This is a genomic window from Acidovorax sp. LjRoot117 (assembly GCF_964252695.1).
Lineage (GTDB): Bacteria > Pseudomonadota > Gammaproteobacteria > Burkholderiales > Burkholderiaceae_C > Acidovorax.
This window is the reverse complement of sequence record NZ_CAXUPO020000017.1, coordinates 57,687-81,539: the sequence shown is the minus strand read 5'-3', so window position 1 is coordinate 81,539 and position 23,853 is coordinate 57,687. Positions and strand designations below refer to the sequence as shown.

Here is a 23,853-nt window from a genome sequence, read left to right as displayed (position 1 = left end):
AAAAATCAAGCCAAATCGGCACCTTTCGCTTGGCTATCAAGCGCTAGCAGCTATCACTTCAGTAGCAAACCGTGAGTCCGCCAGCGCTCCTTCTGGGCCCATGCTAACATCACGCAACTTTGAATGTTGCATGAAACGAGATAGCCGCCTTTCCAACGTCCTCCACGCGCTGCTGCACATGGCAGAGATGGATGGCCCCGCCACGTCCGAGTCGCTGGCGCAGGCCATGCAGACCAATCCTGTGGTGGTCCGCCGCCTGATGGCGGGGCTGCGGTATGCGGGTTTTGTCTCGTCGGCCAAGGGGCATGGCGGAGGGTGGGTGCTGTCGTGCCCGCTGTCCGAAGTGACCCTGCGCGACATCCACGAAGCGCTGGGCGCGCCCACGCTGCTGGCGGTGGGCAACAGGGTGGAGAGCCCGGGCTGCATCGTCGAACAGGCCGTCAACCGCGCGCTGACGGACGCTTACCAAGCCGCCGAAGAGGTGCTGCTGGCCCGCCTGGGCGAGGTGACGCTGGCGCAGCTGTCGGCCGAGTTTCATCAACGCATGGTGGCAGGGTGCCACGGTCACAAGGAGATTTCTCATGGCGGCAGCAGCAATGACAACCACCCAGGCGTATGAGGTGATCGTGATAGGCGGCAGCTTTGCCGGCCTGTCGGCCGCGATGCAGCTGGCGCGGGCCCGGCGGCGCGTGTGCGTGGTGGATGCGGGCCAGCCGCGCAACCGGTTTGCCGCCGCGTCGCACGGCTTCTTCGGGCAGGACGGCGAGCCGCCGCTGGCGATGATCGAGCAGGCGCGCCGCAAGCTGCTGGCCTACCCCACGGTGGCGCTGCGCCAGGGCACGGCCGTGTCCGCCACGGCGCAGCAAAGCGCGGGGTCGCCGGAGAGCGGCTTTGCCGTGGTGCTGGACGATGGCACGCACCTGGAGGCTCACAAGCTGATACTGGCCTTTGGCGTGCAGGACGGCCTGCCCGACATCGCTGGCCTGCGCGAGCGCTGGGGCACCAGCGTGCTGCACTGCCCCTATTGCCACGGCTACGAGTTTGCGGGCCAGCGCCTGGGCGTGCTGTACCACTCGCCGCAGTCGGGCATGCACGCGCAGCTGATTGCCGACTGGGGCCCCACCACCCTCTTCCTGAACGGCGAGTCCACGCTGGAGCCCGCCGAGCGCGAGCGGCTGCTGGCGCTGGGCATTGCGGTGGAGCCTGCGCGCATTGCGGCGCTGGAAGGCGACGGCGGGGCATTGCACGGCGTGCGCCTGCAGGCCCACGGCGACAGCGGCGCGCGCCTGCTGCCGCTGGACGCCCTGTACGTAGCGGCCACCACGCGCCCCGCCAGCGCGCTGGCCGAGCAACTGGGCTGCGCCATGGACGACGGCCCCATGGGCCCGTGCATCCGCACCGATGCGAACAAGATGACCACGGTGCCCGGCGTGTACGCCGCGGGCGACGCCACGCTGATGCGGCACAACGCCACGCTGGCGTCGGCCGAAGGTGTGCTGGCGGGCGTGGGGGCGCACCAGGCGATGGTGTTCGGGCCATAACGAGGCAGCATGGGTGGGCGCCGACGGCAATGGACCTTGACTGAGGTTTTGGCTGCCGTTCTTTGAGCTCCCCCAACCGTTCGGGCTGAGCCTGTCGAAGCCCTGCGCCGCACGTCGGCAGCCCCGCCATCACCAGCCACAGGGCTCTGCCTGACCGGTTCACAGGGATGACTGCCGAGCCACCCACCGATGCAGCCACGCTGCAAGGCTGCAAGATCGGCCCGGTCCCGGCGCGCAGGCTGCGGCACACTGTGCGGCGCAACGCCGCGCACGCCGACCTGCGCACCGGCCTGCCAGTTCCCACCCGCCCCAGCCATCCATCACCATGACCTCCACTGGATTCATCTCCCGCTTGCATGCCCGCTCTGGCTTTGGCATTGCCTTTCGCTGGCTGTCCACCGCGGCGCTCTGCAGCGCCGCCACCCTGGCCCAGGCCGCAGGCTTTGCCTTCATCGAGGTGCCCGCCGACCAGGACGGGCCCGCGCTGCGCGGCGCCGTGTGGTCGCCGTGCAGCACGCCGCCGGGCCCCATCGACCTGGCGCCGCTGGTGCTGCAAGGCACGCGGGACTGCCCCGTGACCGGCCCAGGTCTGCCGCTGGTGGTGGTGTCGCACGGCGCGGGCGGATCGGCCCTGGGGCACCACGACACGGCGGCAGCGCTGGCCGATGCGGGCTATGTGGTCGCGGCCATCCACCACCCGGGCGACAATTTTCAGGACATGAGCCGCCAGGGCCACCTGTCGGCCTTTGCCACGCGGCCCGTGGACATGAAGCGGCTGACGGATTACATGCTGGGCGCGTGGCCCCAGCGCGCGCAGCTGGACGCGGGCAAGGTCGGCTTCTTCGGCTTTTCACGCGGGGGCTACACGGGGCTGGTGGCCACTGGCGCGGTGCCGGACTGGACGCTGCGGCCAGACCTGTGCCCACCGCTGTCCACCCGGCCGCTGTGCGGCGAGATCCGCCGCAACGAGATACCGGCCACACCCGCGCCGGATGCGCGCATCAAGGCGGCGGTCATCGTCGACCCCTTGAGCGTGTTCGACGCCAAGGGCCTCCGGCAGGTCGGCGTGCCGGTGCAGTTGTGGGCGTCGGCGCTGGGTGGCGACGGCGTCACGTTGAACAGCGTGGAAACCGTGCGCCAGGGCCTGCCCCGCGCGCCCGACTGGCATCTGGCCGCCAACGCGGGGCACTATGCCTTTCTGGCGCCCTGCTCGCCGGCGTTGGCGGAGGTGGCGCCGGACATTTGCCGCGATGCGCCGGGGTTCGACCGGGTGGCGTTTCACCAGGTGTTCAATGCGCAGGTGGTGCAGTTCTTTCAGCGGCACATTCAGGCGTCTGAAACGGCAGGCATCGCGGCGGGCAAGGCGCCCTGAGCGGTTTTCGTCAGCGGCGGCAAGTCTGCCCCGCTGACAACATGGAGCCGCTCAGCGCGCATCGCAGCCGTTCACATGCACGGCGCTGTCAGGGTCGACCTTCTGGCAGGCTTTGACCTGGTTGGATTTGACCCGGCCATCCACCCAGATCGTGATGTGGGGCTCGGAGGCCTGATGGCACCCTTTCTTTATCTGGACCTGCCCACACGCGCGCAGAACCTGGGCGGCCTTGGATTCGTCGGCACCTCGGTTTTTGACGTTTTCCAGAAATGTCTGGACCTGAGTTTGCGTGTAGGGCTTTCCGGTGGCGGGATTGTTCACGTCGTTGTTGATTTCTGCATCCCAGTCCGGCTGGAACACATACGTGGGCCTGGCCAAGGCCGTCCCGCACAGCAGCACGGCAAGCGCTGCAGTCATGAATTTTTTCATTTTCCGCTCTCCTGAATGCCTACTCTTTGACGATTTTCGGCGCCCTCGGCTTCATCACTTGTTGAGGAAGCGAGCCCATCGTCGCGCCGCCCGGACGGCTTGGCGATTACAGGAAATTACAGCGGTGTTCTGCTAATGTGCCCCGCGCAGCATCAGGCCTGCTGGGCGGACAACTGGGGCCGCCGGATCGTCCACAACGCCGCCGCCATCAGCCCCACACCCGCGAGTTGCACGGCGCTGAGCGTGCGCCCATACACCGCCCAATCCACCAGCACCGCGGTGAGCGGGTACACAAACTGCAGCACCGCGATGCGCCCCAGCGCCAGGCGGGCCATGCCGGCGAACAGCACCACATACGCCAGCCCCGTGTGCACCACGCCCAGGCCCAGCAGCCAGGCCCATGCGGCACCCTGCTGCGGCCAACCCAACACAAAGGGGGCCCACACCAGCGCCAACGCGCCCACCAGGCACTGCCACAGCGCCATCGCAAAGGGGCTGATGGCCTTTTGCGTGTTGGCCAGCAGCGTGACGCCCGCGTAGCACAGCGAGCCGCCCAGGCACATCAGCACGCCCGCCATGTAGCTGCCGCCACCACCACTGCTGCTGGCGGCCGCAGCCGCTGCGGTGCCGTCCAGCAGGCCGGTGGTCAGCACCAGGCCGCCCAGCGCAGCCAGCGTGGCCAGCCACTGCGTGGGCGAGACGGCCTCGCGCAGGAACAGTGCGCCGAACACGATGACCCAGATGGGCTGGATGTGAAAGATCACCGTCGCCACGGCGATGGAGGTGCGCGGGATGGCCGCGAAGAACAGCGCCCAGTTGAACACCATGAGCACGCCGGTGGCGCACGCCACCCAGCGGGCGCGGCCGCTGAGCAGCAGCTCGCGCCCCCGGCCCGTGGCCAGGCACCAGGCCAGCAGCGCCAGCGCGCCGAATGCGCAGCGGAACCACACCGTCACCAGCGGGTGCTGGCCCGCCTCTTCCACAAACACGCCGATGGTGCCCAGCAGCACGCCCCCGGCGATGAGCAGCCACTGGCCGTCGCGCTCGCGCTGGACAGGTGGTTGCGATGGCTCTGCGGGGGATAGGGACGCTGCGATGCCGGCTTTGAGATTCATGGGGCTGATGCTCGGGGTTTAGCGTTGTGGTGTAAAACGGATAATTCGAACGACTAACATTCGATAAACGAATGCTTTTAAAGATGGCGTTTGACAGAGCCCGGCATCCAACGTCTCCACACGCACCCATACGCATCCACACTCACGCACCCGCACTCACGTTCACACCGACCGTTCAGGCTGAGCCTGTCGAAGCCCGCGCCAATCCCTGTGCGACGGACCAGAGAATCTGCGCAGGCGCCAGCCACACGGCAAGACGCCAGATCACACCACTGCACACACCCACCGAGGCCCTGTCACCACCATGAACCACCCGGACTTTCAGATCGACTGGCTGCGCGCCTTTGTGGCCGTGGTGGACGCAGGCTCGCTCTCGGGCGCGGCGCCGCTGGTGCACCGCTCCCAATCCGCAGTCAGCATGCAGATCAAGAAGCTGGAGGCCGCGCTGGGCCGCCCGGTGCTGCTGCGCGGGCCGCGCCACCTGGAGGTGACGCCGGCCGGGGCCGAGCTGCTGTCGTACGCGCGCCGCGTGCTGGACCTGCAGGCCGAGGCGCACACGGCGCTGTTCGGCCCGCAGCTGGCCGGGCGCGTGCGGCTGGGTGTGCCGGACGACTATGCCAGCGCCTACCTCACGCCGGTGCTGCGCAGCTTTGCGCACCGCTACCACGGGGTGGAGATCGAGCTGACGTGCGAGCAGTCCACGTCACTGATCCCGCGCCTGGGGCGGGGCGAACTGGACCTGGCGCTGGTCTCGCGCGACAAGCCGCAGCGCGGGCACTTTTTGTTTGATGAGCCGCTGGTATGGGTGGGCTCGCCGCAGCACGAGGTGTGGCGGCGCGACCCGCTGCCGATTGCGGTGTACGAGTCGGCCAGCCTGGCCCGCATCGCCACGATGAAGGCGCTGGCGGCGCGGCGGCGTGCGCACCGCATCGTGTACCACAGCTCCAGCCTGGCGGGGCAGCTGGCCGCGGTGGAAAGCGGCCTGGCCGTGGCGGTGCTGACGCGCTGCAGCGTGCCCGCGCATCTGCAGATACTGCAGGACCTGCCGGCAGAGTTTGACCTGCCGCTGCTCGATTCGATGGAGGTGGCGGTGCTGCGCAGCAAGGTGTCGCTGCGCTCGCCAGCGGTGGATGCGATGTACGAGCAGATGCTGCGCACGCTGGGGAGTTGATGGTGCGTGGCGACACGGCCTGCGTGCCGGCCGGCACTGCGGACCACGACAGCAACCCTGCCGCCGCAAGGCACTTGCGCGACCGTGGCTGCGGCGCAATCCAGTTCTAATGTTTGGCACCGGGGCGCGCAATTGAACCAACGGCGCGCCCTTCTTCCTACCGAAAGCCAAGCATGACCACCACCACCGACATTCCCACCACCGCACTGCAACTGCGCTCGCTCGTCCAGCCCGACGGCACCTTGCAGATCAGCCTGGAGCCCACGCCCGTGCCCACGCCGGGGCCCGACGAGGTGCTGATCCAGGTGCAGGCCACGCCCATCAACCCGTCGGACATCGGCCTGCTGCTGGGCCCCACCGATTTGTCCACGGTGCAGGTCACCGGCACGGCCGACCGGCCGGTGGCCACGGCCCGCATCCCCGAGCGCGCCATGCCCGGCATGGCCGCCCGCCTGGGCCAGAGCATGCCCGTGGGCAACGAGGGCGCGGGCCTGGTGGTGGCTGCGGGCGCGTCGCCCGCAGCGCAGGCGCTGCTGGGCCGCACGGTGGCGGTGATCGGCGGCGCCATGTACGCGCAGTACCGCGCCATGCCGGCGGCGCAGTGCCTGCCGCTGCCCGCAGGCACCACGGCGGCCGAGGGCGCATCGTGCTTCGTCAACCCGCTGACCGCGCTGAGCATGGTGGAGGCCATGAAGCGCGAGGGCCACACCGCGCTGGTGCACACCGCCGCGGCCAGCAACCTGGGCCAGATGCTGAACAAGATCTGCCAGAAGGACGGCATCGGCCTGGTCAACATCGTGCGCAAGCCCGAGCAGGCAGCGCTGCTGCGCGGCATCGGCGCGCAGTATGTGTGCGACACCAGCGCGCCCACTTTCGTGGCCGACCTGACCGAGGCGCTGGTGGCCACGGGCGCGACCATCGCGTTCGACGCCACCGGCGGCGGCACGCTGGCCGGGCAGATCCTGCAGTGCATGGAAGCGGCCATCAACCGCAAGGCGCAGGAGTACAGCCGGTATGGATCGGCGGTGCACAAGCAGGTGTACTTGTACGGCCACCTGGACACGCGGCCGACCGAGATCCACCGCACGTTCGGCATGGCCTGGGGCATTGGCGGCTGGCTGCTGTTTCCGTTCCTGGCCAAGATCGGTGATGCCGCGGCCCAGGCGCTGCGCGCGCGCGTGGCGGCGGAGTTGAAGACCACGTTTGCCAGCCACTACGCGCGCACGGTGTCGCTGGCCGGGGCTGTGAGCGCCGATGCGATCGCGTTTTATGGTGCGCGGAATACGGGTGCGAAGGTGTTGATCGATCCGTCGATGGAGTGAGCGGGGGTCGGTGCAGGTCACAGTCTGTCGGAGCGTTGTGCGGCGCTTCGACGAGCCTGTCCTGAGTCTGTCGAAGGGCTCAGCGTGAACGGATATTGGGGATTCCATTTCACTCACCCCCACACCGTTCGGGCTGAGCTCTCAAACACCGTTCGGGCTGAGCCTGTCGAAGCCTTGCGCGGCGCTTCGACAAGCCTGTCCTGAGCCTGCCGAAGGGCTCAGCGTGAACGGGTAGTTGTGGCTGCATCTTCACTCGCCCCACACCGTTCGGGCTGAGCCCCTCAAAAACCGTTCGGGCTGAGCCTGTCGAAGCCTTTCACCGCTCTTCGGCGAGCTGCGCGTGAACGGTGATTGTTTTTTCGTTGACTGCGAGTGGCTGTCCGTTAGGCCGCTGCCCGCACCAGCGCCACCAACTGCTCGCGCGGCCCCAGCAGCGCATCGCCCCCCAACAGCCGCAGCGCGCCGCCCTGCCCTGTCACCACCAGTTGCGGCACACCCCGTGCACCCACGGCGCGCAGCGTGGACTGTGCGTGGGCCACACGTTCAGCCAGCAGCGTGCGCAGCGCTGCATCGGGCGCCAGCGTGAGCGCTGCGGCGTCGACCAGGCCCAGGGTGTTGAGCACACCGGCCAGCACGGCAGGCTCTGCAGTGTCGCGCCCATCCACATAGCGGGCATGCTGCAGCGCATGCAGGGCATCCAACTCACGCTCGGGCGCAGTGTGGGCCACCGCAGTCAGCGCCAGCGTGGCAGGGCCTGAGTCGAAGCGGCCAGACGGCGCACCCAGAATCTGGTCGCGGTAGACCTGCGTGAAGGGCTGGCCCGTGAGCTGCTGGATGCGCTGGTCGTTACTCCACGCATAGGCGGCAAATTCCGCATCCATGGGCCGCGCGCCTGCGCCTGCGAACAGGCCCGTGGGCGCCAGCGAGACATGGATGCCTTCCACGCCCTGCAGGTGTTTTAGCGCGGGGGCGGCGGCGTAGCACCAGCCGCACAGGGGGTCGAACAGATAGGTGAGGGAGATGGAGGACATGGTGGGTCAGGGGCTTTCAGGATCAGGGGATGCTGAGGGGGATGCGGCAGGGGGTGCTGATGCAGCAAGTGCGGCTTCGAAAAGTGCGAGCTCTTCTACCAGCGTGCCCCGGCTGCGGAAGTGGCGGCCGGCGCGGTCGTACCAGTTTTCGGCGTCCTCGAGGTCGCCTTCCTGCACATGCAAGATGCCGTGCAGCCAGGCCGCGAGCATGGAGCCGTCGTGCTGCACCAGGTCGTGCGCCGCGTTCCAGCGACCGGCGTGCAGGTGCTGCAGGACTTGCTGGAGTGGGTGCGTGGACATGGGGGGCTCCTTGTGAAAAACGGATGGCGGGCGGTGGCGCTGCAGAACGAAGTCTTATAGCTATCTATGGGACTAACTTTCTATCTGCGTTCGATCATCTTCCACCCGTTCACGCTGAGCCCTTCGACAGGCTCAGGGCAGGCTTGTCGAAGCGCCGCGCGGGGCTTCGACAAGCTCAGCCCGAACGGTTGTTGGAGGCTAAACGGTTGTGAGAGCCCGAGCGGTTGTGGGAGCCTGAACGGCGGCACCAGCCCGAACGGCAGCGATGGATGAACCGCAGGTTCGCCGCCGGCCTTTCCAGAATTCAGCGATTTACCACTTCATCTCGCCCTTGTTGACCTTGGCGCCGATGTCCAGCGACAGGCCCATGGGCGCTGCGGGGTAGGCCTTCTTCATCGCGTCGATGAGTTCGGCGCTGGTCTTGGTGGCGGCGGCATTCTTCTCGAACGCTTGCAGGTAGCCCTTGGTGTAGGTGATGTTGGCAGCATCGAGCGTGCCGCCGGCAGGCATGTGGCCGGGCACGACGACGGCGGGCTGCAGTGCGGCCATCTCGTCGAGCTGGGCCACCCAGGCGCTGCGCTCGGCCACGGTTTGCGTGTCGGCCGTCCACACATGGGTGTTGGTGCCCGACACCGCGATGTTGCCCACGATGGCCTTGATGGACGGGATCCACGCATACGGGCGGTGCGCCAACATGCCGGTGGTGCCGCGGATCTCGACCACCTGGCCGTCCACGCTCAGCGTGTTGCCGCTGATGGCCTTGGGCAGCACAGGCGTGCGCGGTGCGTTGGCACCCATCTTGGGGCCCCAGAACGAGAGCTTGGTCGCCAGCTTGGCGTTGATCTTCTCCAGCACGGCGGGGGTGGTCACCACGTCGGCCTTGGGGAAGATTTCCTTGAGCGTTTCCACGCCGAAGTAGTAGTCGGGGTCGGCCTGGCTCACGTAGATGGTTTTGAGCTCCTTGCCGGTGTCGAGCACGTTGGCGGCAATGCGCAGTGCGTCGGCACGGGTGAAGCCGGCGTCGATGACCATGGCTTCCTTGTCGCCGTAGACCACGGTGGAGTTGACGTTGAAGCTGTTGCCGTCGGCGTTGTAGACCTTGACTTGCAGCGGCTGGGCAGCCTGGGCACCGGTGAAGGCGACGGCGAGGGTGGCGGCGATGAGGGTGGTGCGGAACATGGTGGTTTTTCCAGAAAGTTGAAGGGGTTGTCAGGGCTTGGCGTCGATGTCGAAGCGAAGTTTATTTGCGCCAATCGATCCAATAAACCCCATAAAATGCGCATATTTGTTGCACCAATAGAGCAAATATGGACCGCCTGACGGCCATGCGGGTGTTTGTGGAAGTGGCCACCAGCGGCAGCTTCAGCGCCACGGCCGAGCGGCTGGAGATGTCGCGCGCCATGGTCACGCGCTATGTGGGCGAGATGGAGCAATGGCTGCAGGCGCGGCTGTTGCAGCGCACCACCCGCAGCGTGACGCTGACGGATGCCGGCGAGCACTGCCTGCGCCGCTGCCAGCAGATGCTGGCGCTGTCGCAAGACCTGGAGGAAGAAACCGCCAGCACCACCGAGGGCGAGCTGCGCGGCCAGTTGCGGCTGACCTGCAGCGTGTCGTTCGCGTTCGCGCAGATGGGCGCGGCGATTGCGGACTTTCTGGCGCAACACCCGCAGCTCAAGATCGACCTGGACGCGAGCGAGGGGTCGCTGAACCTGGTGGAGCGCCGCATCGACCTGGCCATCCGCATCAGCGCCGAGCCCGACCCGCTGCTCATCGGCCGGCCGCTGGCGCGGTGTGACTCGGTGCTGGTGGCATCACCCGCCTACCTGACCACGCACGGCACGCCCCAGGTGCCGGCCGATCTGGCGCAGCACCGCTGCCTGAGCTATGCCAACTTTGGCAAAAGCGTATGGACGCTGACCCGGGACGCAGAGACCGAGCGCGTGGGCGTGTCGGGCCACTTCAGCGCCAACGAGGCCACCACGCTGATGCGCGCGGCGCTGGCGGGGGGCGGCATTGCGATGCAGCCGACGTACCTGGTCAACCCGTTGCTGCGCAGTGGCGAGCTGCAGGCCGTGCTGCCCGCGTGGGATTTGCCAGTGATGACGATCTACGCGCTGTACCCGTCACGCCGGCATTTGTCGCCGGCAGTGCGGGCGCTGCTGGATTTTTTGGTGCAGCGGTTTGAAGGGGTGCCTTGGTAGTTGGCGCGGGTAGGCGTGGCAGATGAGTGAAACGCTATCTTTTCGATAGCTGGTAGCGCTTTCTGATCCAGCGGTAGAGGCTGTTTTTTGCTTGATGTTGGAAAGGCGATCAACAGCACCCCGGCGCCCTGGCCCCTCGCCCCTTGCGGGAGAGGGGTTGGGGAGAGGGAGCTGTGGGCAAGGATGCATGAATGCTTGATCCACCACCCCCTCTCCCCCGCCCTCTCCCGCGAGGGGAGAGGGTGTGAATGCAGGAGCGTCGGCGAAGGGGACTGCGCCCCGCCCTGCATGTGGCGCCGTCTGCTTAAGCCCCTAACGCCATGCGCCCCCGCGGACCTTAGCCCCTCGCCCCTCGCGGGAGAGGGGTTGGGGAGAGGGGGGCCACCGCCAAGAAGCACAACGGCACCAAAACCTCAGCCCCACCCCAAATACCCAGTCACCTCACGGCAACACCGCCGCCACCTTGGCCCGCGCAATCTGCAGGTCCGCGTCGCGCTGCAGCAGCAGGCGCTGCGCCACCAGTGCGTTGGCGGCCTCGGTCACGGCCGCCACGTAGCCGTCTTGCGTGCCGTACAGCTCTTCCAGCGACGGCCGCGCATCGCCCGCCGCCAGCCGCGCGGCGCGCGTCTTGTGGAAGGGGATGAAGCTGCCGGTGAGGTTGGCCAGGTCGGTGATGCCGGGCGTGGCGACGTAGTTGAACTCGATGCTGGTGCCCAGAGGCGCGCGCGCTTCCACGCTGCGGATGCCGGCGCGGGTGAGGCCGGTGGACGCATCGACCTGCGGCACCATGATCGCGTAGTCGCGGCCCAGGTTGCGCGGGGGCAGGATGGTGGCGATGCCCGATTCGTCCTGCGGGATGTACTGCGGGCCAAAGTCGAACAGCGGGAAGTTGTTGTACAGGCCCCGGTAGCTGAACTCAGGAATGGCCGTCTGCACGCCGCCCACCGCCCAGGTCAGCCCCTTCATGGCCGGAAAGGCCAGCGCCTCGGGCCGCACCAGCGTGCCATTGTCGATGCGTGGCACCTGGCTGGCGGGCGGCTGCGTGCCGCGCACCACCCAGTCTTCCAGGTTCAGGAACAGCGCGCGGAAGGTGTCGTTGAAGTGCACCACCGTGCCCGTGGGGTAGGTAGCGCGCGTGGGCGCGTACGCGATGCTGGCCGTGCCCCCTGCCCCGCCGTGCTGGGTGCTGGCGTAGTAATAAATGCGCGCGTTGTCGGGCTGGGCCAGGTCCTTGGTGCCGCGGGCATCGGTCAGCACGGGCGAGCCCTGCAGTTGCCAGAACTCGGTGCCCGACAGGCCCAGAAAGAACTTGGGGCAGGTGCTGGTGGCGGCGCAGCGTTTCATCACGCCGCCCTGGCGGCCGCTGATGTCGTCGTTGTAGTCCTTGTCCAGCCCGCGCGGCGCCGTCTGGCCGAAGGCCGTGTGGTCGGTGCGCAGGCCCCCGCCGCCGCCGGGCACGGCAAAGCGGGTGTTGATGTGGGTCTGGCGCGCGGCCACGTGGGCGAAGATGCCGTCGAACACCTTGCCGCCGTCGAGCGCCTGGTTGAAGCCCAGGTGCAGGAACGTCTTCATCGCGTTGCCCGACTGCGAGGTGCCCTGCCCCAGCGTGTACTGGATGCGGCCCGCCAGCGGGTTGGGCGTGCCCGACGAGTCGGCCGCCTTGCTGCGAAAGAAGCTCACCGTGTCGCGCAGCGCGGCCAGGCCCACGCCCATGACCTTGGGGTCCTTGGCGACGTAGACCAGCTCGTACAGGTAGGCCGGGTCGAACCCGCCTTTGAGGCACACGCTGGTGGGGCTGGCGGTGCCGGGGAAGGCATTGGTGCCCGCATCGCAGGTGGCGAACTTCCAGTCGGCTGCGGGCACCGGCACGCGTGCATCCGTCTCGTTGGCGCGGCGGGTGAGCGAGTAGCCGGGCTGGGTGTTGTCCAGGCTGGCGGGCTCGTACGGGATCATGGTGCCATTGAAGACGCCGCCGGGCAGCGTCATTGATGCGCTGGCCACGGTGGGCACCAGCTCGGCACGGTAGGGGCCGGTGATGCTGCTGCCGTCCTTGTTCTTCGCCACGGGCACGGTCACCGTGAGGCGCGCCGGGGTGGTCTTGGGCACGTCGCCCTGCCAGGCGGAGTACAGCATCACGTAGCCGCGCTCCAGGTACACCGCGTCGCTGGGCGTGGCCGTGGGGTTCAGCATCGTGAGGATGTTGCCGCGGTTGGGTGCGTCGTAGCGCAGCACGCCGCTGGCCTTGGCCATGTTCTTCGGTTTGAGCATGACGAAGTCGGCCTGGTACTCGACCATGCCGTTGGCGTTGGTGGGTGCAAGCGCCAGGTCCTGGATGGTGGCGTTCTTGGGGTCCTTGGGGTCGACCTCGCCGCTGATGGTGCCTGTGAGGCGCTCGTATTCACCCACGTCGCCATAGCTGCCGGGGAAGGCCTCGGTGGCAGTGATCTGGAGCTTGAGGGCCGGGCCTTTGGGGGCGTCGTCGCCATTGCTGCTGCCGCCACAAGCGGCCAGGGCTGCCGCGGCGGCGGCCGTGAGGGCGAGTTTTCCGAATGCACGAAGGGGTTGCATGGTGTCTCCTGGGATGGATGGTGGGTGGTGGCCGCTCAAGCGGCTCTGGGAGAAAAACGGCAGCGTCTGGTGCGCTGCGCGCGGCAAGGCTCCGCCCGCGCCTGCCGGGGACGGCGGGCGGACTGGCGGAACGGGAAACGGGTTTGGAAAAAGCCGCGGCCCGGCGCGGGGGCTGCGGCTTGTGGGCTGGCTTGGCTGGCCTGCTGGCTTACTCGGCCTCGATCCCGGCGGCCTTGATCACCTTGCCCCACTTCTGGGTTTCAGCGGCCTGGAACTTGGCGAGTTCATCGGGCGTGGTCGTCCATGCCTCGGAGCCCGCGTTGTCGTAGAAGCTCTTGGCCGCAGCGCTCTTGGTGGCCGCCGTGAGCAGCTCGTTCAGGCGCGCCACCACCGGTGCGGGGGTGCCGGCCGGCACGTAGGCCGCAAACCAGTAGCCCATGTCGTAGCCCTTCACGCCGGCTTCGTCGAGCGTGGGCACGTCGGGCAGCTGGGCGCTGCGCTTTTGGGTGGAGTAGCCCAGGGCACGAAGCTTGCCCGCCTTGACCTGGGGCACGCCGGTGGAGGTGTCGGTGATCATCAGATCGATCTGCCCGCCCAGCAGGTCGGTGATGGCCAGCGGGTTGCTCTTGTAGGGCACGTGCAGGATGTCCACGCTGGCCAGTTGCTTGAGCATCTCGCCGGCCATGCGGCTCGACGAGCTGCCGCTGCCGAAGCTGAGCTTGCCGGGGTTCTTCTTGGCAAAGGCCAGCAGCTCGCCCACGTTCTTGTACGGCGCGGTGGCGTTGACCACCAGCACCTGCCCGCCCTTGCCCAGGCCGGTCACCGGCGCAAAGTCCTTCACCGGGTCGTACGAGAGCTTCTTGTACAGATGCTCGTTGGCCGCATGCGTGGTGTTGGTGGTGATGAGCACGCTGTACCCATCGGCCGCAGCCTTGGCCACGGCCGACGCCGCGATCATGCCGCTGGCACCGGCCTTGTTGTCGATGACCACGGCCTGCTTGGTGTCGGTGGTGATGGACTGCCCCAGCGCGCGCGCCAGCTGGTCGGTGGCGCTGCCGGCCGCGAACGGCACGACGAAGGTGATGGGCTTGGCGGGGTAGGCCTGCGCATGGGCAGCCCCGCCCTGCAGCGCGCCCAGCGCCAGCACGGCGGCGGCCATCGCGTGGCGTCGGCCCTGGTTCAACAGCGAAGTGGATCGGCTCATGGTTGTCTCCTTGTGTTTAGGTATGGAAAAGCGGAAAGTGAATCGGGAACCCGTCAAACAAGCGACCGCTACGGCGGCGGCCCGCCCAGGTGCGGTGCCAGCGCGGCAGGCACGGTGACGGGCATGTCCAGCAGCAGGTAGCTCAGCGCCTTGCCGTGGCTGTCGAGGTTGAGCGAATCGTTCACGCCGCCGTCCAGCACATCGTCCAGCACGATGTTCATGGCCTGCAGCTGGGGCAGCAGGTAGCGCGTGACCTGGCGTGGCTGGCGCAGCGCGAACTGGCGGGCCACGGCGGCTTCGGTGACCTGCTCGACCAGCACATCCCACAGCGCGGGGTGCCAGGCGATGACGCTGATGTTGGAGCGGTTGCCCTTGTCGCCGGTGCGGCTGTGGGCCAGGCGATAAAGCGTAACAGTGATGGTTGCCGTGGTGGCGGGCTGGGTTGCGGCCGGGGTTGCAGAAGTCATGGTGTGTGGTTCCTCAATCAACCATCTCGAAGCGCACGGCCACCGCATCGCGCGGCACCAGGCACGACACGGTGCCCAGGCGTGGGCGCATGGCGGTGCGCACGCCGCCGCCGCCCGCAGGCCCGCAGGTGTAGAGCGCGGTCACCTCGCGCACCAGGCGCTGGGCGCTGGCGTGGTCGCGGTGCTGCAGAGCCACGCGCAGGCGCACATCACGCACGTCCTCCCGGGCATCGCCGCCTGCGTCTGCAGGGGCATCCAGCCACCGGCTGGTGTCGTCGCCGAAGATGCTGGTCACGCCGATCAGGTCGATGCGCAGCGGGCCCAGGCCGGCCAGCCGCTCGCGCAGCACCTCGCCCGCCAGGCGCGCGCGGGCTTGGGCGCGCGGGCCTGCGTAGGAGATTTCGCCCTCGGCGAACCAGCCGGATTCAAAGCACACGTTGACCTTGAGCGTGGCGGGCTGCGCGTGGCCCTGTACGCCGGTGAGGCGCACGGCGTCGGTGCCCACGGCCTGCACGCGGGCCTCTCTGATGTCGGCCACCACGTCGGGCGTGAGATAGGCCGCCGGGTCGTGCAGCTCGTACAGCAGCTGCTCCTTGACGGTGCGCTCGTCGATGCGCCCGCCGGTGCCGGGCGGCTTGGTGATGGTGCAGTGGCCGTCGGCGTCGATCTCGGCGATGGGGTAACCCAGTTGCGCCAGCCCCGGCACGTCCTTGTAGCCGGGGTCGGCAAAGTAGCCGCCCGTGACCTGCGCGCCGCATTCGAGCAGGTGCCCGGCCATGGTGGCGCGGGCCAGGCGGTCCCAGTCGTCCAGCGCCCAGCCGTAGTGCGCGAGCGCCGGGCCCAACACGAGCGACGGGTCGGCCACGCGGCCGCAGACCACGATGTCGGCCCCGGCGCGCAGCGCATCGGCGATGGCCTGTGCGCCGATGTAGGCGTTGGCGCTCACGATGGGCTCGGTGGGCATGGCGCTGCCCAGGGCGTCCTGCAGCAGCGCGCGGTGGGCCGGGCCGCTCAGGTCGTCGCCCTGCAGCACGGCGATGCGCGGGCGGGCCAGGCCCAGCTCGGCCGCCAGCGCTTGAATGCGGCGTGCGGCGCCGTGCGGGTTGGCCGCGCCGAAGTTGCTGACGATGCGCACGCCGTGCGCCAGGCACAGCCCGAGCACGGGGCGCAGCAGGTCGGCCAGCAGCGGCTCGTAGCCCGCATCGGGGTCGGTGCGGCGGGCCAGTTGCGCCAGGGCCAGCGTGCGCTCGGCCAGGGTCTCGAAGATGAGCACCGACGGCTGGCCGCTGGCGATGAGCGCCTGCACCACGGGCAAGGCCGCGTCCGTGCGGTCGCCCGAAAAGCCGGCGGCGCAGCCGACCCGCAGATGGGTGTTGTTCGCCATGAATGTGTGTCTCCTGGGCCCCACTGTAGAAACACTGCGGTATTCTGTGAAATCGATATTTATGATGAATCCATCTGCATTGCAGATAAATAGCTTTTGGGGCTTTTCTGCCCTCGCCTTCACCCATGAGCACCGCCCACCTCTCCAGCCGCCAGATCGACGCTTTCATCGCGCTGGCCGAGCAGCGCAGCTTCACCCGCGCGGCAGCCCTGTGCCACCTGTCGCAGCCTGCGTTCAGCGCGCTCATCCGCGCGCTGGAGGACGACCTGGGCCTGCGGCTGTTCGACCGCAGCACGCGGCATGTGGACTTGACGCCCGAGGGGCACAACTTTCTGGAATCGGCCCGCCGCATCCGCGCAGAGATCACCAACGCGCTGTCGGCCGTGCGCGATGCCGCCACGCTGCAGCGCGGGCGGGTGGCCCTGGCGCTGCTGCCGTCGCTGGCCGCGGGCTGGCTGCCCGCCGTGCTGGCGCAGTACCGCGCAGCGCACCCCGGCATCGAGATCGACATCGCCGACGTGCTGTCCGAGCCCTGCATTGAGCGCGTGGCCAGCGGCCATGCCGACTTTGCGCTGGCCGCCATCCGCGCCGACACCCCTGCGCTGCAGGCCGAGCCTTTTTGCAGCGACGGCTTTTACCTGGTGTGCCCTGCAGACCACCCACTAGCCCGCCGGCGCAAGGCCGTCACCGCGCAGGACCTGGCGGCCTGGCCCTTCATCCACCTGGCGCGCACCAGCAGCGTGCGCCAGTACCTGGAGGCCGCCCTGCACCCGCAGGCCATGCACACGCTGATGGAGGTGGAGCAACTGGCCACCGTGATGGGCATGGTGCGCGCAGGCCTGGGCATCAGCGTGGTGCCGGCGCTCACGCTGTTCCACTTCGAGCAGCCGGGCCTCGTCACACGCCCCCTGGCGCTGGCAGGCCTCACGCGGCAGATCTACCTGGTGCGGCGGCGCGATGAGAGCCTGTCGGTGGCGGCGCAGGCGCTGTACGCCCTGGTGATGGCGCATGCGCCCGTACCGGCGTAGCAGGCGCAGCAGGCGCACTAACAGCACCGGATAGCGCAGGTGTATCCAGAAGTTGCTGTCTCCGATGGGGCTATAGGCAACTGGCCTACAAACCGGGGAGCCGGTGTCTTTATCATTGCGCGGAATCAACGGTGCCAGACCACCGCCCAGCGCACAAACCCATCACAGGAACTGGCACGCATGGCCAACGGCACATCCCACGTCAAGAATTTCATTTTGTCAGCCGGCGGCGAGATGGCCGGGCTCATTGCCGACTTTGACTGGAGCACCACCGACCTGGGCCCCATCGAGCAGTGGCCGCCCTACCTGACCGGCGCGCTGGTCAACATGCTGCGCTGCCCCATGCCGATTGCCACGCTGTGGGGCGAGCCGGGCGTGCTGATCTACAACGACCCGTACGCCGGCTTTGCGGGCGGGCGCCACCCCGGCCTGCTGGGCATGAACATCCGCGAGGCCTGGCCCGAGGCCGCCGACCTGAACGATCGCGTGCTCAAGGTCTGCCTGGCCGGCGGCACGCTGCATTACGACGACCAGGAACTGAGCCTGAACCGCGACGGCGTGTACCGCCCGCTGTGGGTGGACCTGAACTACTCCCCCCTGGTGGACGACCAGGGCACGCCGGTGGGTGCCCAGGCGCTGGTGGTGGAGACCACCGACAAGGTGCTGGCCGACCGGCGCCTGCTGATGGAGCGCGAGCGCTTTGCCACGCTGTTCGAGCAGTCGCCCAGCTTCATGGTGCTGCTGCAGGGCCCCACCCACCGCATCGAGCTGGCCAACCCCAAGTACCTGGAGATGGTGGGCGACCGCAGCCTGCTGGGCCGCACGGTGGCCGACGCACTGCCCGAAGCGGCCGAACAGGGCTATGTGGCCATGCTCGACGGCGTGTACTCCAGCGGCAAGGCGGCCACGGCCTACGGCGCCCGCTTCGACATCCGGCAGCATGCGGGCGAAGCGGTGAGCGAGCGGTACATGGACTTCGTGTACCAGCCGATCCGCGACACCTCGGGCACCGTGACCGGCATCTTCGTGGAAGGCCTGGACGTGACCGAGCGCGTGGCGGCCGAGGCCAAGCGCGACGCGCTGATCGAGTTCACCAGCCAGTTGCGCGGCTTGGACGACGTGGACGACATCAGCCTGGCCGCCGCCCGCATCCTGGGCCACACGCTCAAGGTCAGCCGCGCGGGCTACGGCCGCGTGGACCACGAATCCGACACCCTGCATGTGCAGTGCGACTGGACGGCCCCCGGTGTGCAGACGCTGCAGGGCAGCCTCTGCCTGCGGGACTTCGGCACCTTTGTCGACGAGCTCAAGCGGGACGAGTTCGTGCGCGTGACCGATGCGCGGCTGGACACCCGCACCGCCATGGCCGCCGACGCCCTGGATGCGCTCAGCGGCCGCGCCTTCATGAACATTCCGGTGGTGGAGCACGGGCGCCTGGTGGCGGTGCTCTTCGTCAACCAGGACGACGTGCGCCAGTGGACCCATGAGGAGTGCGAGTTCATGCGCGAGATCGCGGCCCGCACCCGCACCGCCGCCGAGCGCGCGCGCTCCGAGGCCGAGCTGCGCACCAACGAAGCCCAGCTGCGCGAGATGAACGAGTCGCTGGAGCGCAAGGTGACCGAGCGCACGAACGAGCTGATGGAGGTCGAAGCCAAGTTCCGCCAGTCGCAGAAGATGGAGGCCATCGGCCAACTCACCGGCGGCATCGCGCACGACTTCAACAACCTGCTGGCGGGCATGAGCGCCAGCCTGCAGGTGCTGGAAAAGCGCCTGAACGCCCGGAACTTCGACAACACCGAGCGCTACATCGGCATGGCGCAGGGCGCGGTGCGCCGCGCGGCGGCGCTCACCCAGCGGCTGCTGGCGTTTTCACGCCGCCAGACGCTGGACCCGCGCCCCACCGACGTGAACCGCCTGGTGGGCGGCATCGAGGAAATGGTGCGCCGCACGGTGGGCCCGTCGGTCGAGGTGGAGGTGGTGGGCGCGGGCGGCCTGTGGCTCACGCAGGTGGACCCGTCGCAGCTGGAGAACGCGGTGCTCAACCTGTGCATCAACGCGCGCGACGCCATGGCCCCCAACGGGGGCCGCCTGACCATCGAGACGGCCAACAAATGGCTGGACGACCGCGCCGCGGCCGAGCGCGAGCTGCCGCCCGGCCAGTACATATCGCTGTGCGTGACCGACACCGGTGTGGGCATGACGCCCGAGGTGATCGCCCGCGCGTTCGACCCGTTCTTCACCACCAAGCCCATGGGCCAGGGCACGGGCCTGGGCTTGTCGATGGTGTACGGCTTCGTGCGGCAGTCGGGCGGGCAGGTGCGCATCTACTCGGTGCCCGGCGAAGGCACCACCATGTGCCTGTACCTGCCGCGCTACATGGGCGAGGCCGACCAGGAGAACCCGCACGTGCAGCCCACCTTCGACCACCGCGCCGATGGCGAGGTGGTGCTGGTGATCGAAGACGAGGCCACCATCCGCGGCCTGATCGCCGAGGAGCTGGAAGACCTGGGCTACAACGTGATCTCGGTCGGCGACGGCCCCGCAGGCCTGCACGTGCTGCAGTCCGAACGCCGCATCGACCTGCTGCTGACCGACGTGGGCCTGCCCGGCGGCCTCAACGGCCGCCAGGTGGCCGACGCCGGCCGCGTGACGCGCCCGGACCTGAAGGTGCTGTTCATCACCGGCTACGCCGAGAACGCGGCGGTGGGCAACGGGCTGCTGGCGTTCGGCATGGAGGTGATCACCAAGCCGTTCGACGTGGCGGCGCTGGCGGCCAAGGTGCAGGAGATGATCGAGCGGTAGCGGTATCGGTGGTGGCGGCGCGCAGGGTGCGACGGCGCAGCAGCGCCATCGAATGCACCCGCGCCGGGCCACCATCAGCGCCGGGGCGTCTTGAATGATGACTGGAACAATTCAAAAGATCCGGCGCTTCTTTGCACGGAAAGAGGGTGAATTCCAGATGGGATTCGTCGGCGCCTTGCCCCTGTGCAAGGTCCGGCTGCTGCAGCCCGAAGACATTGCGCAGTGCGAGCAGATCTACCTGCTCAACGAACCGCTGCACTTCCCGGCCGGGTTCTATCCGATGTTCGCGCAATGGCTGCGTGATGGAAAAGTGCTCATCGTGGTGATCGAGCAGGACAACGCGGTGGTGGCCGTGGGTGGCATGACGGCCGACCCCGTTGAAGGCCAGCAGTTTGTCACCCTCTCGTTCGGCATGGTGCACCCCGCGCACCAGCAAAAAGGATTGGGCACCTTGCTGCTGCTGTCGCGCATGGCCCTGCTGCGGCAGAACGCCACGCCGGCGCAGGTGCACATCACGACCGTGGGGGGCTCGGAAACCTTCTATGGCCGGTTCGGGTTCGCGTACCAGGACTCCCAGCAAGCCACGCCCGACTACCTGCGAAAATACTATGCCGTGAAGCTATCGACGGCGGACATCGACAAATGCGCGTTCGTCCTGGGGCACTACACCTGGATCCACCCCGACTTCTACACCACCAGGCTGCCGGGGTACCACGGCACCGGGTATTCATCGGCCTGATCTCCATCCGTCAAAGTCAAAGGTGAGGCCGTCGTTCACGAACACCGGCGCAAAGGGCCCCACGCCAGTCTCCGACCACGGCACGCCCAGCAGCCCCGCCAGCAACCGCGCGGCGGCGATCTTGTCCCGCGCGGGGACCAGAAGGTGATCGAGCTCGATGGGCATGGGAGACCTCCGCAGGGGTGCGCAGCACACAGGCTGCTGTGGGCCGCATTGTCTGCCCGGTGAGCGGCGGTCGCCACCTGCGGCGCATCAGCTCTTCTTCTTTTGCAGCTTTTTGAGGGTGGCCTCGAAGGCCTCCGCCACATCAGGCCGGGTTTCAGCGGACACGTCAAAGCGGCTGGCCAGCACGGCCGCATCGGCCTTGGCGCCCAACTGGCCAATGGCCTTGAAGACTTTTTTCATGAAAGCCGCGTCACCACCCAGGATGTGCTTTTCAAACCGCAGCAGGTCGATGATGGGGTCCACCAATTGCGGTGAATTCACCTTGCCCACCACGTCGAGCAAGCGCTTGTAGTGGTGCAGGTGGGCCTCGGAGAAGTCCCCGCGCTGGTTGAAGAACGCCAGGAACAGGTCGGCAAACACTGGCAGGGGTGCCTCTACCAGGATGCGTGCGATGGTGGCATGCTCGTGCTTCAATTTGCCCGCGTAGAACGGTTCGTACTCCGGGTAAAACGCCAGCTCGGCGTGAAAGCTCTGGGTCAGCGGGGTCACCAGGCGCTCGCCAAAGCTGCTCAGTACGGTCACCAACAGTTGGGACTCGTCCCAATAGTGCGGACGCAGGCCGTGGGTCACCATCGCATCGAACGCGCCAGGGGCCGGGTGTGCCAGCGCGCCGCGCACCATGTCCTCGTCGAAGTGCCCGTGCACGAGATTGGAGAATGCGTCACCCAACAAGGCCACATCGGTGACGGCGTAGAGCTGCGGCCAGTCCTTGGCCTCCATCAACTGCGCGATGCGCGAGGCTTCGATGCTTGCCGCGTCGCGCACATACGGCTCCTCGGGCAACTCCAGCCCAAGGGCCGCTCGCTCGGCGCTCAGCTCATTGCTGACATGCATGCGCTGGTAGCGCCTGCCCGCCAGCGGCGCCAGCGTGGCCAGCGGGTTGTCATCGATCCACAGGGACTCCAAGGCCGTGCAACTTGCCAAGGGTGACACATCAGTGATCCGGTTGCCGTCTGCATGCAGGCACCTGAGGGCGGGATAGCTGGCGACGAAGGACAGGTCGGTGATGCGGTTGCTCGACAGGTACAGGTTCTCCAGCCTGGGCAGGTCGAGCCCTGCCGGGAAGCGGGAGAGCTTGTTGTTCCACAAGAACAGCGTCTCAACGTTCAGGCCATTGAGCGCGTCGAAGTCGTTGAAGTCGCAATGCGCAATGGTCAGCGCGTTGAGATGAGGCAGCGACTTGAGTGCCTGCAGATTGGTGAACTGCATGCGCTCCAGGCTCAACCGCCGAAGTCCCTGGATGTGCGCCAGGCGCGACAAGTCCACCGGCTGCGCGGTGCGGTTGCTGCGCAGGTCCATGTCCAGGACGTCATTGCAGCCCGCGACCTGGTCCAGATCGGCGTCGCTGAATTTCTCGAGATGCAGTTTGTCGGCATGGTTCAGCACGCGGACAGGGCTGTAGAGACGGTCGGTCCATTTGGGCTTGGTGGTCATGGGGTCGGGTGGTGACGGTGGGAAGGTGCCGGAAGGCGAACGGGCGCTTGTGCTCAAGCCGAGGTGTTGAGGTAGCGGGCGCACAGTTTCCCGATGGCGTCGCACAGCACGTCGGTGGCGGGCGGCGCGCCGGGCGCCATGGGCAGATCGATGGCTTCGCGGAGCACCCAGTCGTCGCCCTCCACCTGCGAGAAGCGCACGCGCATGATCGACCAATCGAACACGTGGACGCCCATTTCCACCGCGCCGCTGCGGCTGAGGTACGACTTGGTGCGAGACAGCCGCAGGCTGCGAGAGTAGTCGTCGTACTCCAGGTACAACGTGCCTGGCGGCACGCGCGGGTCCGCGCCCGATCCCAGCCGTGCGATCACGTCCTTGAGACAGGTGCGCAGCCACTCGGGGTACTGGCTGGGCTGCCAGTCGGTGGGTCCGTCGATGAGTGCAGGGGCACGGTCCCAGGTGGCGCGCCGGGCGACACCATCTGGCGCGGCCTTGGGCTTGGCGGGCTTTCTGGCTGGCGCCGAGGTGGTCAACGCTGCCACGCGGGGCTCGTGGTCGGTGCCCCTGAACAAGCGCACATCGGCCGCCAAGAGCTTGCCCTGGACTGCGAGCGCCTCGGCCAGCACGGCGGCCACATCGAGGTTGCCGGCGCTGACGGCCAGGCGCAGCGGCGTGCGGCCGCGCGCGTTGGCGGCGGCCGGGTCCAGGCCCCAATCGAGCAGTTGGCGCGTGCTGGCGACAGGGTCGCCCATCCGATGCCAGGTGGTCGAGAACCCCGCGCGGCTGCGGGCCAGGCCGTCCACGTCGCCTGCGGCGTACATCAGCGCATTGGACCCATCGGGGTTGGTGGCCTGCACGTCGGCGCCTCGGTCCTTCAACCACCGCAGCAGCGGCACGCTGCCGATGTACGCCGCCATCAGGAACGGCCGGTACATCGCACGGTGCTCCAGCGCCTCCATGTCGGCGCCTGCCTGCAGCAGCATGTCGACCGCTTGGAAAACCGCATCGGCATGGCCTGGAGACGCATCCTCGCGGAACGCCATGTCGAAAACCTCACCCCGCATCTCGCGCAGGCCCAAGGCAATACACAGCGCGGGGTCCTTGGTCTGGCGCGGGTCGCCGCCTGCGGCCAACACGAGGCCCAGTCTCTCCAGGGCACGCTCCTGGAAATAGGTGGCGAACTGCCGGCAGCAAACAGCCAGCGGCGTGGAATTGCGGTTCTTGCGCTTGTTGGGATCCGCCCCACGCTCCAGCATCAAGCGCAGCAGGGCGAGCTGGGCGTCCACGCGCCGGGCGGCACAGGCGGCGTCCGGGCCATCGGAGTACACCCAGTGGGCCTCGCAGGCCCATTGCACGGCGGCATAGTGGGACACGCTGATGCGGTCCGGGTGCACGCCCGCACGGACCAGGCGATCGAGTTCGGCAATGATGGCATCGAAGCCGATGTCATAGTCCAGGGTGACAGAGGAGGAGGAAGTGGCCATGGAGGGCTATGAAGGGCTATGAAGGGCTATGAATAG

Annotated in this window: 21 protein-coding genes; 9 read left to right on the top strand and 12 right to left on the bottom strand. The window is 67.9% G+C overall.

Annotation, left to right across the window (positions count from 1 at the left end; translation table 11 throughout):
- Positions 1-130: 130 nt before the first annotated feature.
- The 3 genes from ACSQ3D_RS26460 to ACSQ3D_RS26450 all read left to right on the top strand — a co-directional run bounded on the left by ACSQ3D_RS26460 (position 131) and on the right by ACSQ3D_RS26450 (position 2,913).
- Positions 131-619, top strand: coding sequence for an Rrf2 family transcriptional regulator (locus ACSQ3D_RS26460; protein ID WP_218338841.1), 489 nt, complete (start codon positions 131-133; stop codon positions 617-619).
- Positions 582-1,541 carry an NAD(P)/FAD-dependent oxidoreductase gene (locus ACSQ3D_RS26455; RefSeq protein ID WP_436128813.1) on the top strand — a complete coding sequence of 320 codons (960 nt, stop codon included), beginning with the start codon at positions 582-584 and terminating at the stop codon, positions 1,539-1,541. The genes ACSQ3D_RS26460 and ACSQ3D_RS26455 overlap by 38 nt, the downstream gene beginning before the upstream one ends.
- Positions 1,542-1,866: 325 nt before the next feature.
- On the top strand, positions 1,867-2,913 hold the full coding sequence (locus ACSQ3D_RS26450; protein ID WP_436128812.1) for an alpha/beta hydrolase family protein: 1,047 nt from the start codon (positions 1,867-1,869) through the stop codon (positions 2,911-2,913).
- A 51-nt stretch (positions 2,914-2,964) separates the two neighbouring features.
- Here the strand turns inward: ACSQ3D_RS26450 and ACSQ3D_RS26445 are convergent, their stop codons facing one another.
- Positions 2,965-3,342: a hypothetical protein gene (locus tag ACSQ3D_RS26445; protein ID WP_436128811.1), complete on the bottom strand. Its 378-nt coding sequence runs from the start codon at positions 3,340-3,342 to the stop codon at positions 2,965-2,967.
- Between the two features lie 152 nt (positions 3,343-3,494).
- Entirely contained in the window at positions 3,495-4,457 is a 963-nt protein-coding gene (locus ACSQ3D_RS26440; RefSeq protein ID WP_436128810.1) for a DMT family transporter, read from the bottom strand.
- Between the two features lie 304 nt (positions 4,458-4,761).
- Here ACSQ3D_RS26440 and ACSQ3D_RS26435 point away from each other — a divergent pair, with 304 nt between their 5' ends.
- Both ACSQ3D_RS26435 and ACSQ3D_RS26430 read left to right on the top strand, forming a co-directional pair.
- A complete protein-coding gene (locus ACSQ3D_RS26435) occupies positions 4,762-5,628 on the top strand; it encodes a LysR family transcriptional regulator (RefSeq protein WP_056172084.1) in 867 nt (288 codons plus the stop codon).
- Positions 5,629-5,801: 173 nt separating this feature from the next.
- The gene (locus tag ACSQ3D_RS26430) at positions 5,802-6,950 is read left to right on the top strand and encodes a zinc-binding dehydrogenase (RefSeq protein WP_436128809.1); all 1,149 of its coding nucleotides are present in this window, start codon (positions 5,802-5,804) and stop codon (positions 6,948-6,950) included.
- Between the two features lie 383 nt (positions 6,951-7,333).
- On the opposite strand, the gene ACSQ3D_RS26425 is transcribed toward ACSQ3D_RS26430, so the two are convergent.
- The 3 genes from ACSQ3D_RS26425 to ACSQ3D_RS26415 all read right to left on the bottom strand — a co-directional run bounded on the left by ACSQ3D_RS26425 (position 7,334) and on the right by ACSQ3D_RS26415 (position 9,460).
- Positions 7,334-7,981, bottom strand: a complete 648-nt coding sequence (locus ACSQ3D_RS26425) for a DsbA family protein (protein WP_396506533.1) — start codon at positions 7,979-7,981, stop codon at positions 7,334-7,336.
- Between the two features lie 6 nt (positions 7,982-7,987).
- Entirely contained in the window at positions 7,988-8,281 is a 294-nt protein-coding gene (locus tag ACSQ3D_RS26420; RefSeq protein ID WP_396506531.1) for a hypothetical protein, read from the bottom strand.
- A 312-nt stretch (positions 8,282-8,593) separates the two neighbouring features.
- Positions 8,594-9,460 carry an MBL fold metallo-hydrolase gene (locus ACSQ3D_RS26415; RefSeq protein WP_396506530.1) on the bottom strand — a complete coding sequence of 289 codons (867 nt, stop codon included), beginning with the start codon at positions 9,458-9,460 and terminating at the stop codon, positions 8,594-8,596.
- Between the two features lie 128 nt (positions 9,461-9,588).
- On the opposite strand from ACSQ3D_RS26415, the gene ACSQ3D_RS26410 reads away from it, so the two are divergent.
- Positions 9,589-10,482: a LysR family transcriptional regulator gene (locus tag ACSQ3D_RS26410; protein ID WP_396506528.1), complete on the top strand. Its 894-nt coding sequence runs from the start codon at positions 9,589-9,591 to the stop codon at positions 10,480-10,482.
- A 441-nt stretch (positions 10,483-10,923) separates the two neighbouring features.
- Here ACSQ3D_RS26410 and ACSQ3D_RS26405 read toward each other — a convergent pair whose 3' ends face one another.
- From ACSQ3D_RS26405 to ACSQ3D_RS26390, 4 genes are all read right to left on the bottom strand, one after another.
- Positions 10,924-13,050, bottom strand: coding sequence for an alpha/beta hydrolase domain-containing protein (locus ACSQ3D_RS26405; RefSeq protein ID WP_436128808.1), 2,127 nt, complete (start codon positions 13,048-13,050; stop codon positions 10,924-10,926).
- A gap of 208 nt (positions 13,051-13,258) precedes the next feature.
- Positions 13,259-14,254: a Bug family tripartite tricarboxylate transporter substrate binding protein gene (locus ACSQ3D_RS26400; RefSeq protein WP_436128807.1), complete on the bottom strand. Its 996-nt coding sequence runs from the start codon at positions 14,252-14,254 to the stop codon at positions 13,259-13,261.
- Positions 14,255-14,322: 68 nt separating this feature from the next.
- On the bottom strand, positions 14,323-14,721 hold the full coding sequence (locus ACSQ3D_RS26395; RefSeq protein WP_436128806.1) for an AtuA-related protein: 399 nt from the start codon (positions 14,719-14,721) through the stop codon (positions 14,323-14,325).
- 13 nt (positions 14,722-14,734) lie between these two features.
- Complete coding sequence (locus ACSQ3D_RS26390; RefSeq protein ID WP_436128805.1) at positions 14,735-16,105, bottom strand: acyclic terpene utilization AtuA family protein; 1,371 nt, start codon at positions 16,103-16,105, stop codon at positions 14,735-14,737.
- Positions 16,106-16,230: 125 nt separating this feature from the next.
- Here ACSQ3D_RS26390 and ACSQ3D_RS26385 point away from each other — a divergent pair, with 125 nt between their 5' ends.
- From ACSQ3D_RS26385 to ACSQ3D_RS26375, 3 genes are all read left to right on the top strand, one after another.
- Positions 16,231-17,133 carry a LysR family transcriptional regulator gene (locus ACSQ3D_RS26385; protein WP_436128804.1) on the top strand — a complete coding sequence of 301 codons (903 nt, stop codon included), beginning with the start codon at positions 16,231-16,233 and terminating at the stop codon, positions 17,131-17,133.
- Between the two features lie 180 nt (positions 17,134-17,313).
- On the top strand, positions 17,314-19,935 hold the full coding sequence (locus ACSQ3D_RS26380) for an ATP-binding protein (protein ID WP_056172103.1): 2,622 nt from the start codon (positions 17,314-17,316) through the stop codon (positions 19,933-19,935).
- Positions 19,936-20,029: 94 nt separating this feature from the next.
- On the top strand, positions 20,030-20,674 hold the full coding sequence (locus ACSQ3D_RS26375; protein ID WP_436128803.1) for a GNAT family N-acetyltransferase: 645 nt from the start codon (positions 20,030-20,032) through the stop codon (positions 20,672-20,674).
- On the opposite strand, the gene ACSQ3D_RS26370 is transcribed toward ACSQ3D_RS26375, so the two are convergent.
- The 3 genes from ACSQ3D_RS26370 to ACSQ3D_RS26360 form a co-directional block, all read right to left on the bottom strand.
- Positions 20,663-20,839: a hypothetical protein gene (locus tag ACSQ3D_RS26370; protein WP_436128802.1), complete on the bottom strand. Its 177-nt coding sequence runs from the start codon at positions 20,837-20,839 to the stop codon at positions 20,663-20,665. The genes ACSQ3D_RS26375 and ACSQ3D_RS26370 overlap by 12 nt on opposite strands.
- 87 nt (positions 20,840-20,926) lie before the next feature.
- On the bottom strand, positions 20,927-22,333 hold the full coding sequence (locus tag ACSQ3D_RS26365) for a leucine-rich repeat domain-containing protein (RefSeq protein ID WP_436128801.1): 1,407 nt from the start codon (positions 22,331-22,333) through the stop codon (positions 20,927-20,929).
- A 53-nt stretch (positions 22,334-22,386) separates the two neighbouring features.
- Positions 22,387-23,817: a hypothetical protein gene (locus ACSQ3D_RS26360; RefSeq protein WP_436128800.1), complete on the bottom strand. Its 1,431-nt coding sequence runs from the start codon at positions 23,815-23,817 to the stop codon at positions 22,387-22,389.
- Positions 23,818-23,853 lie beyond the last annotated feature (36 nt).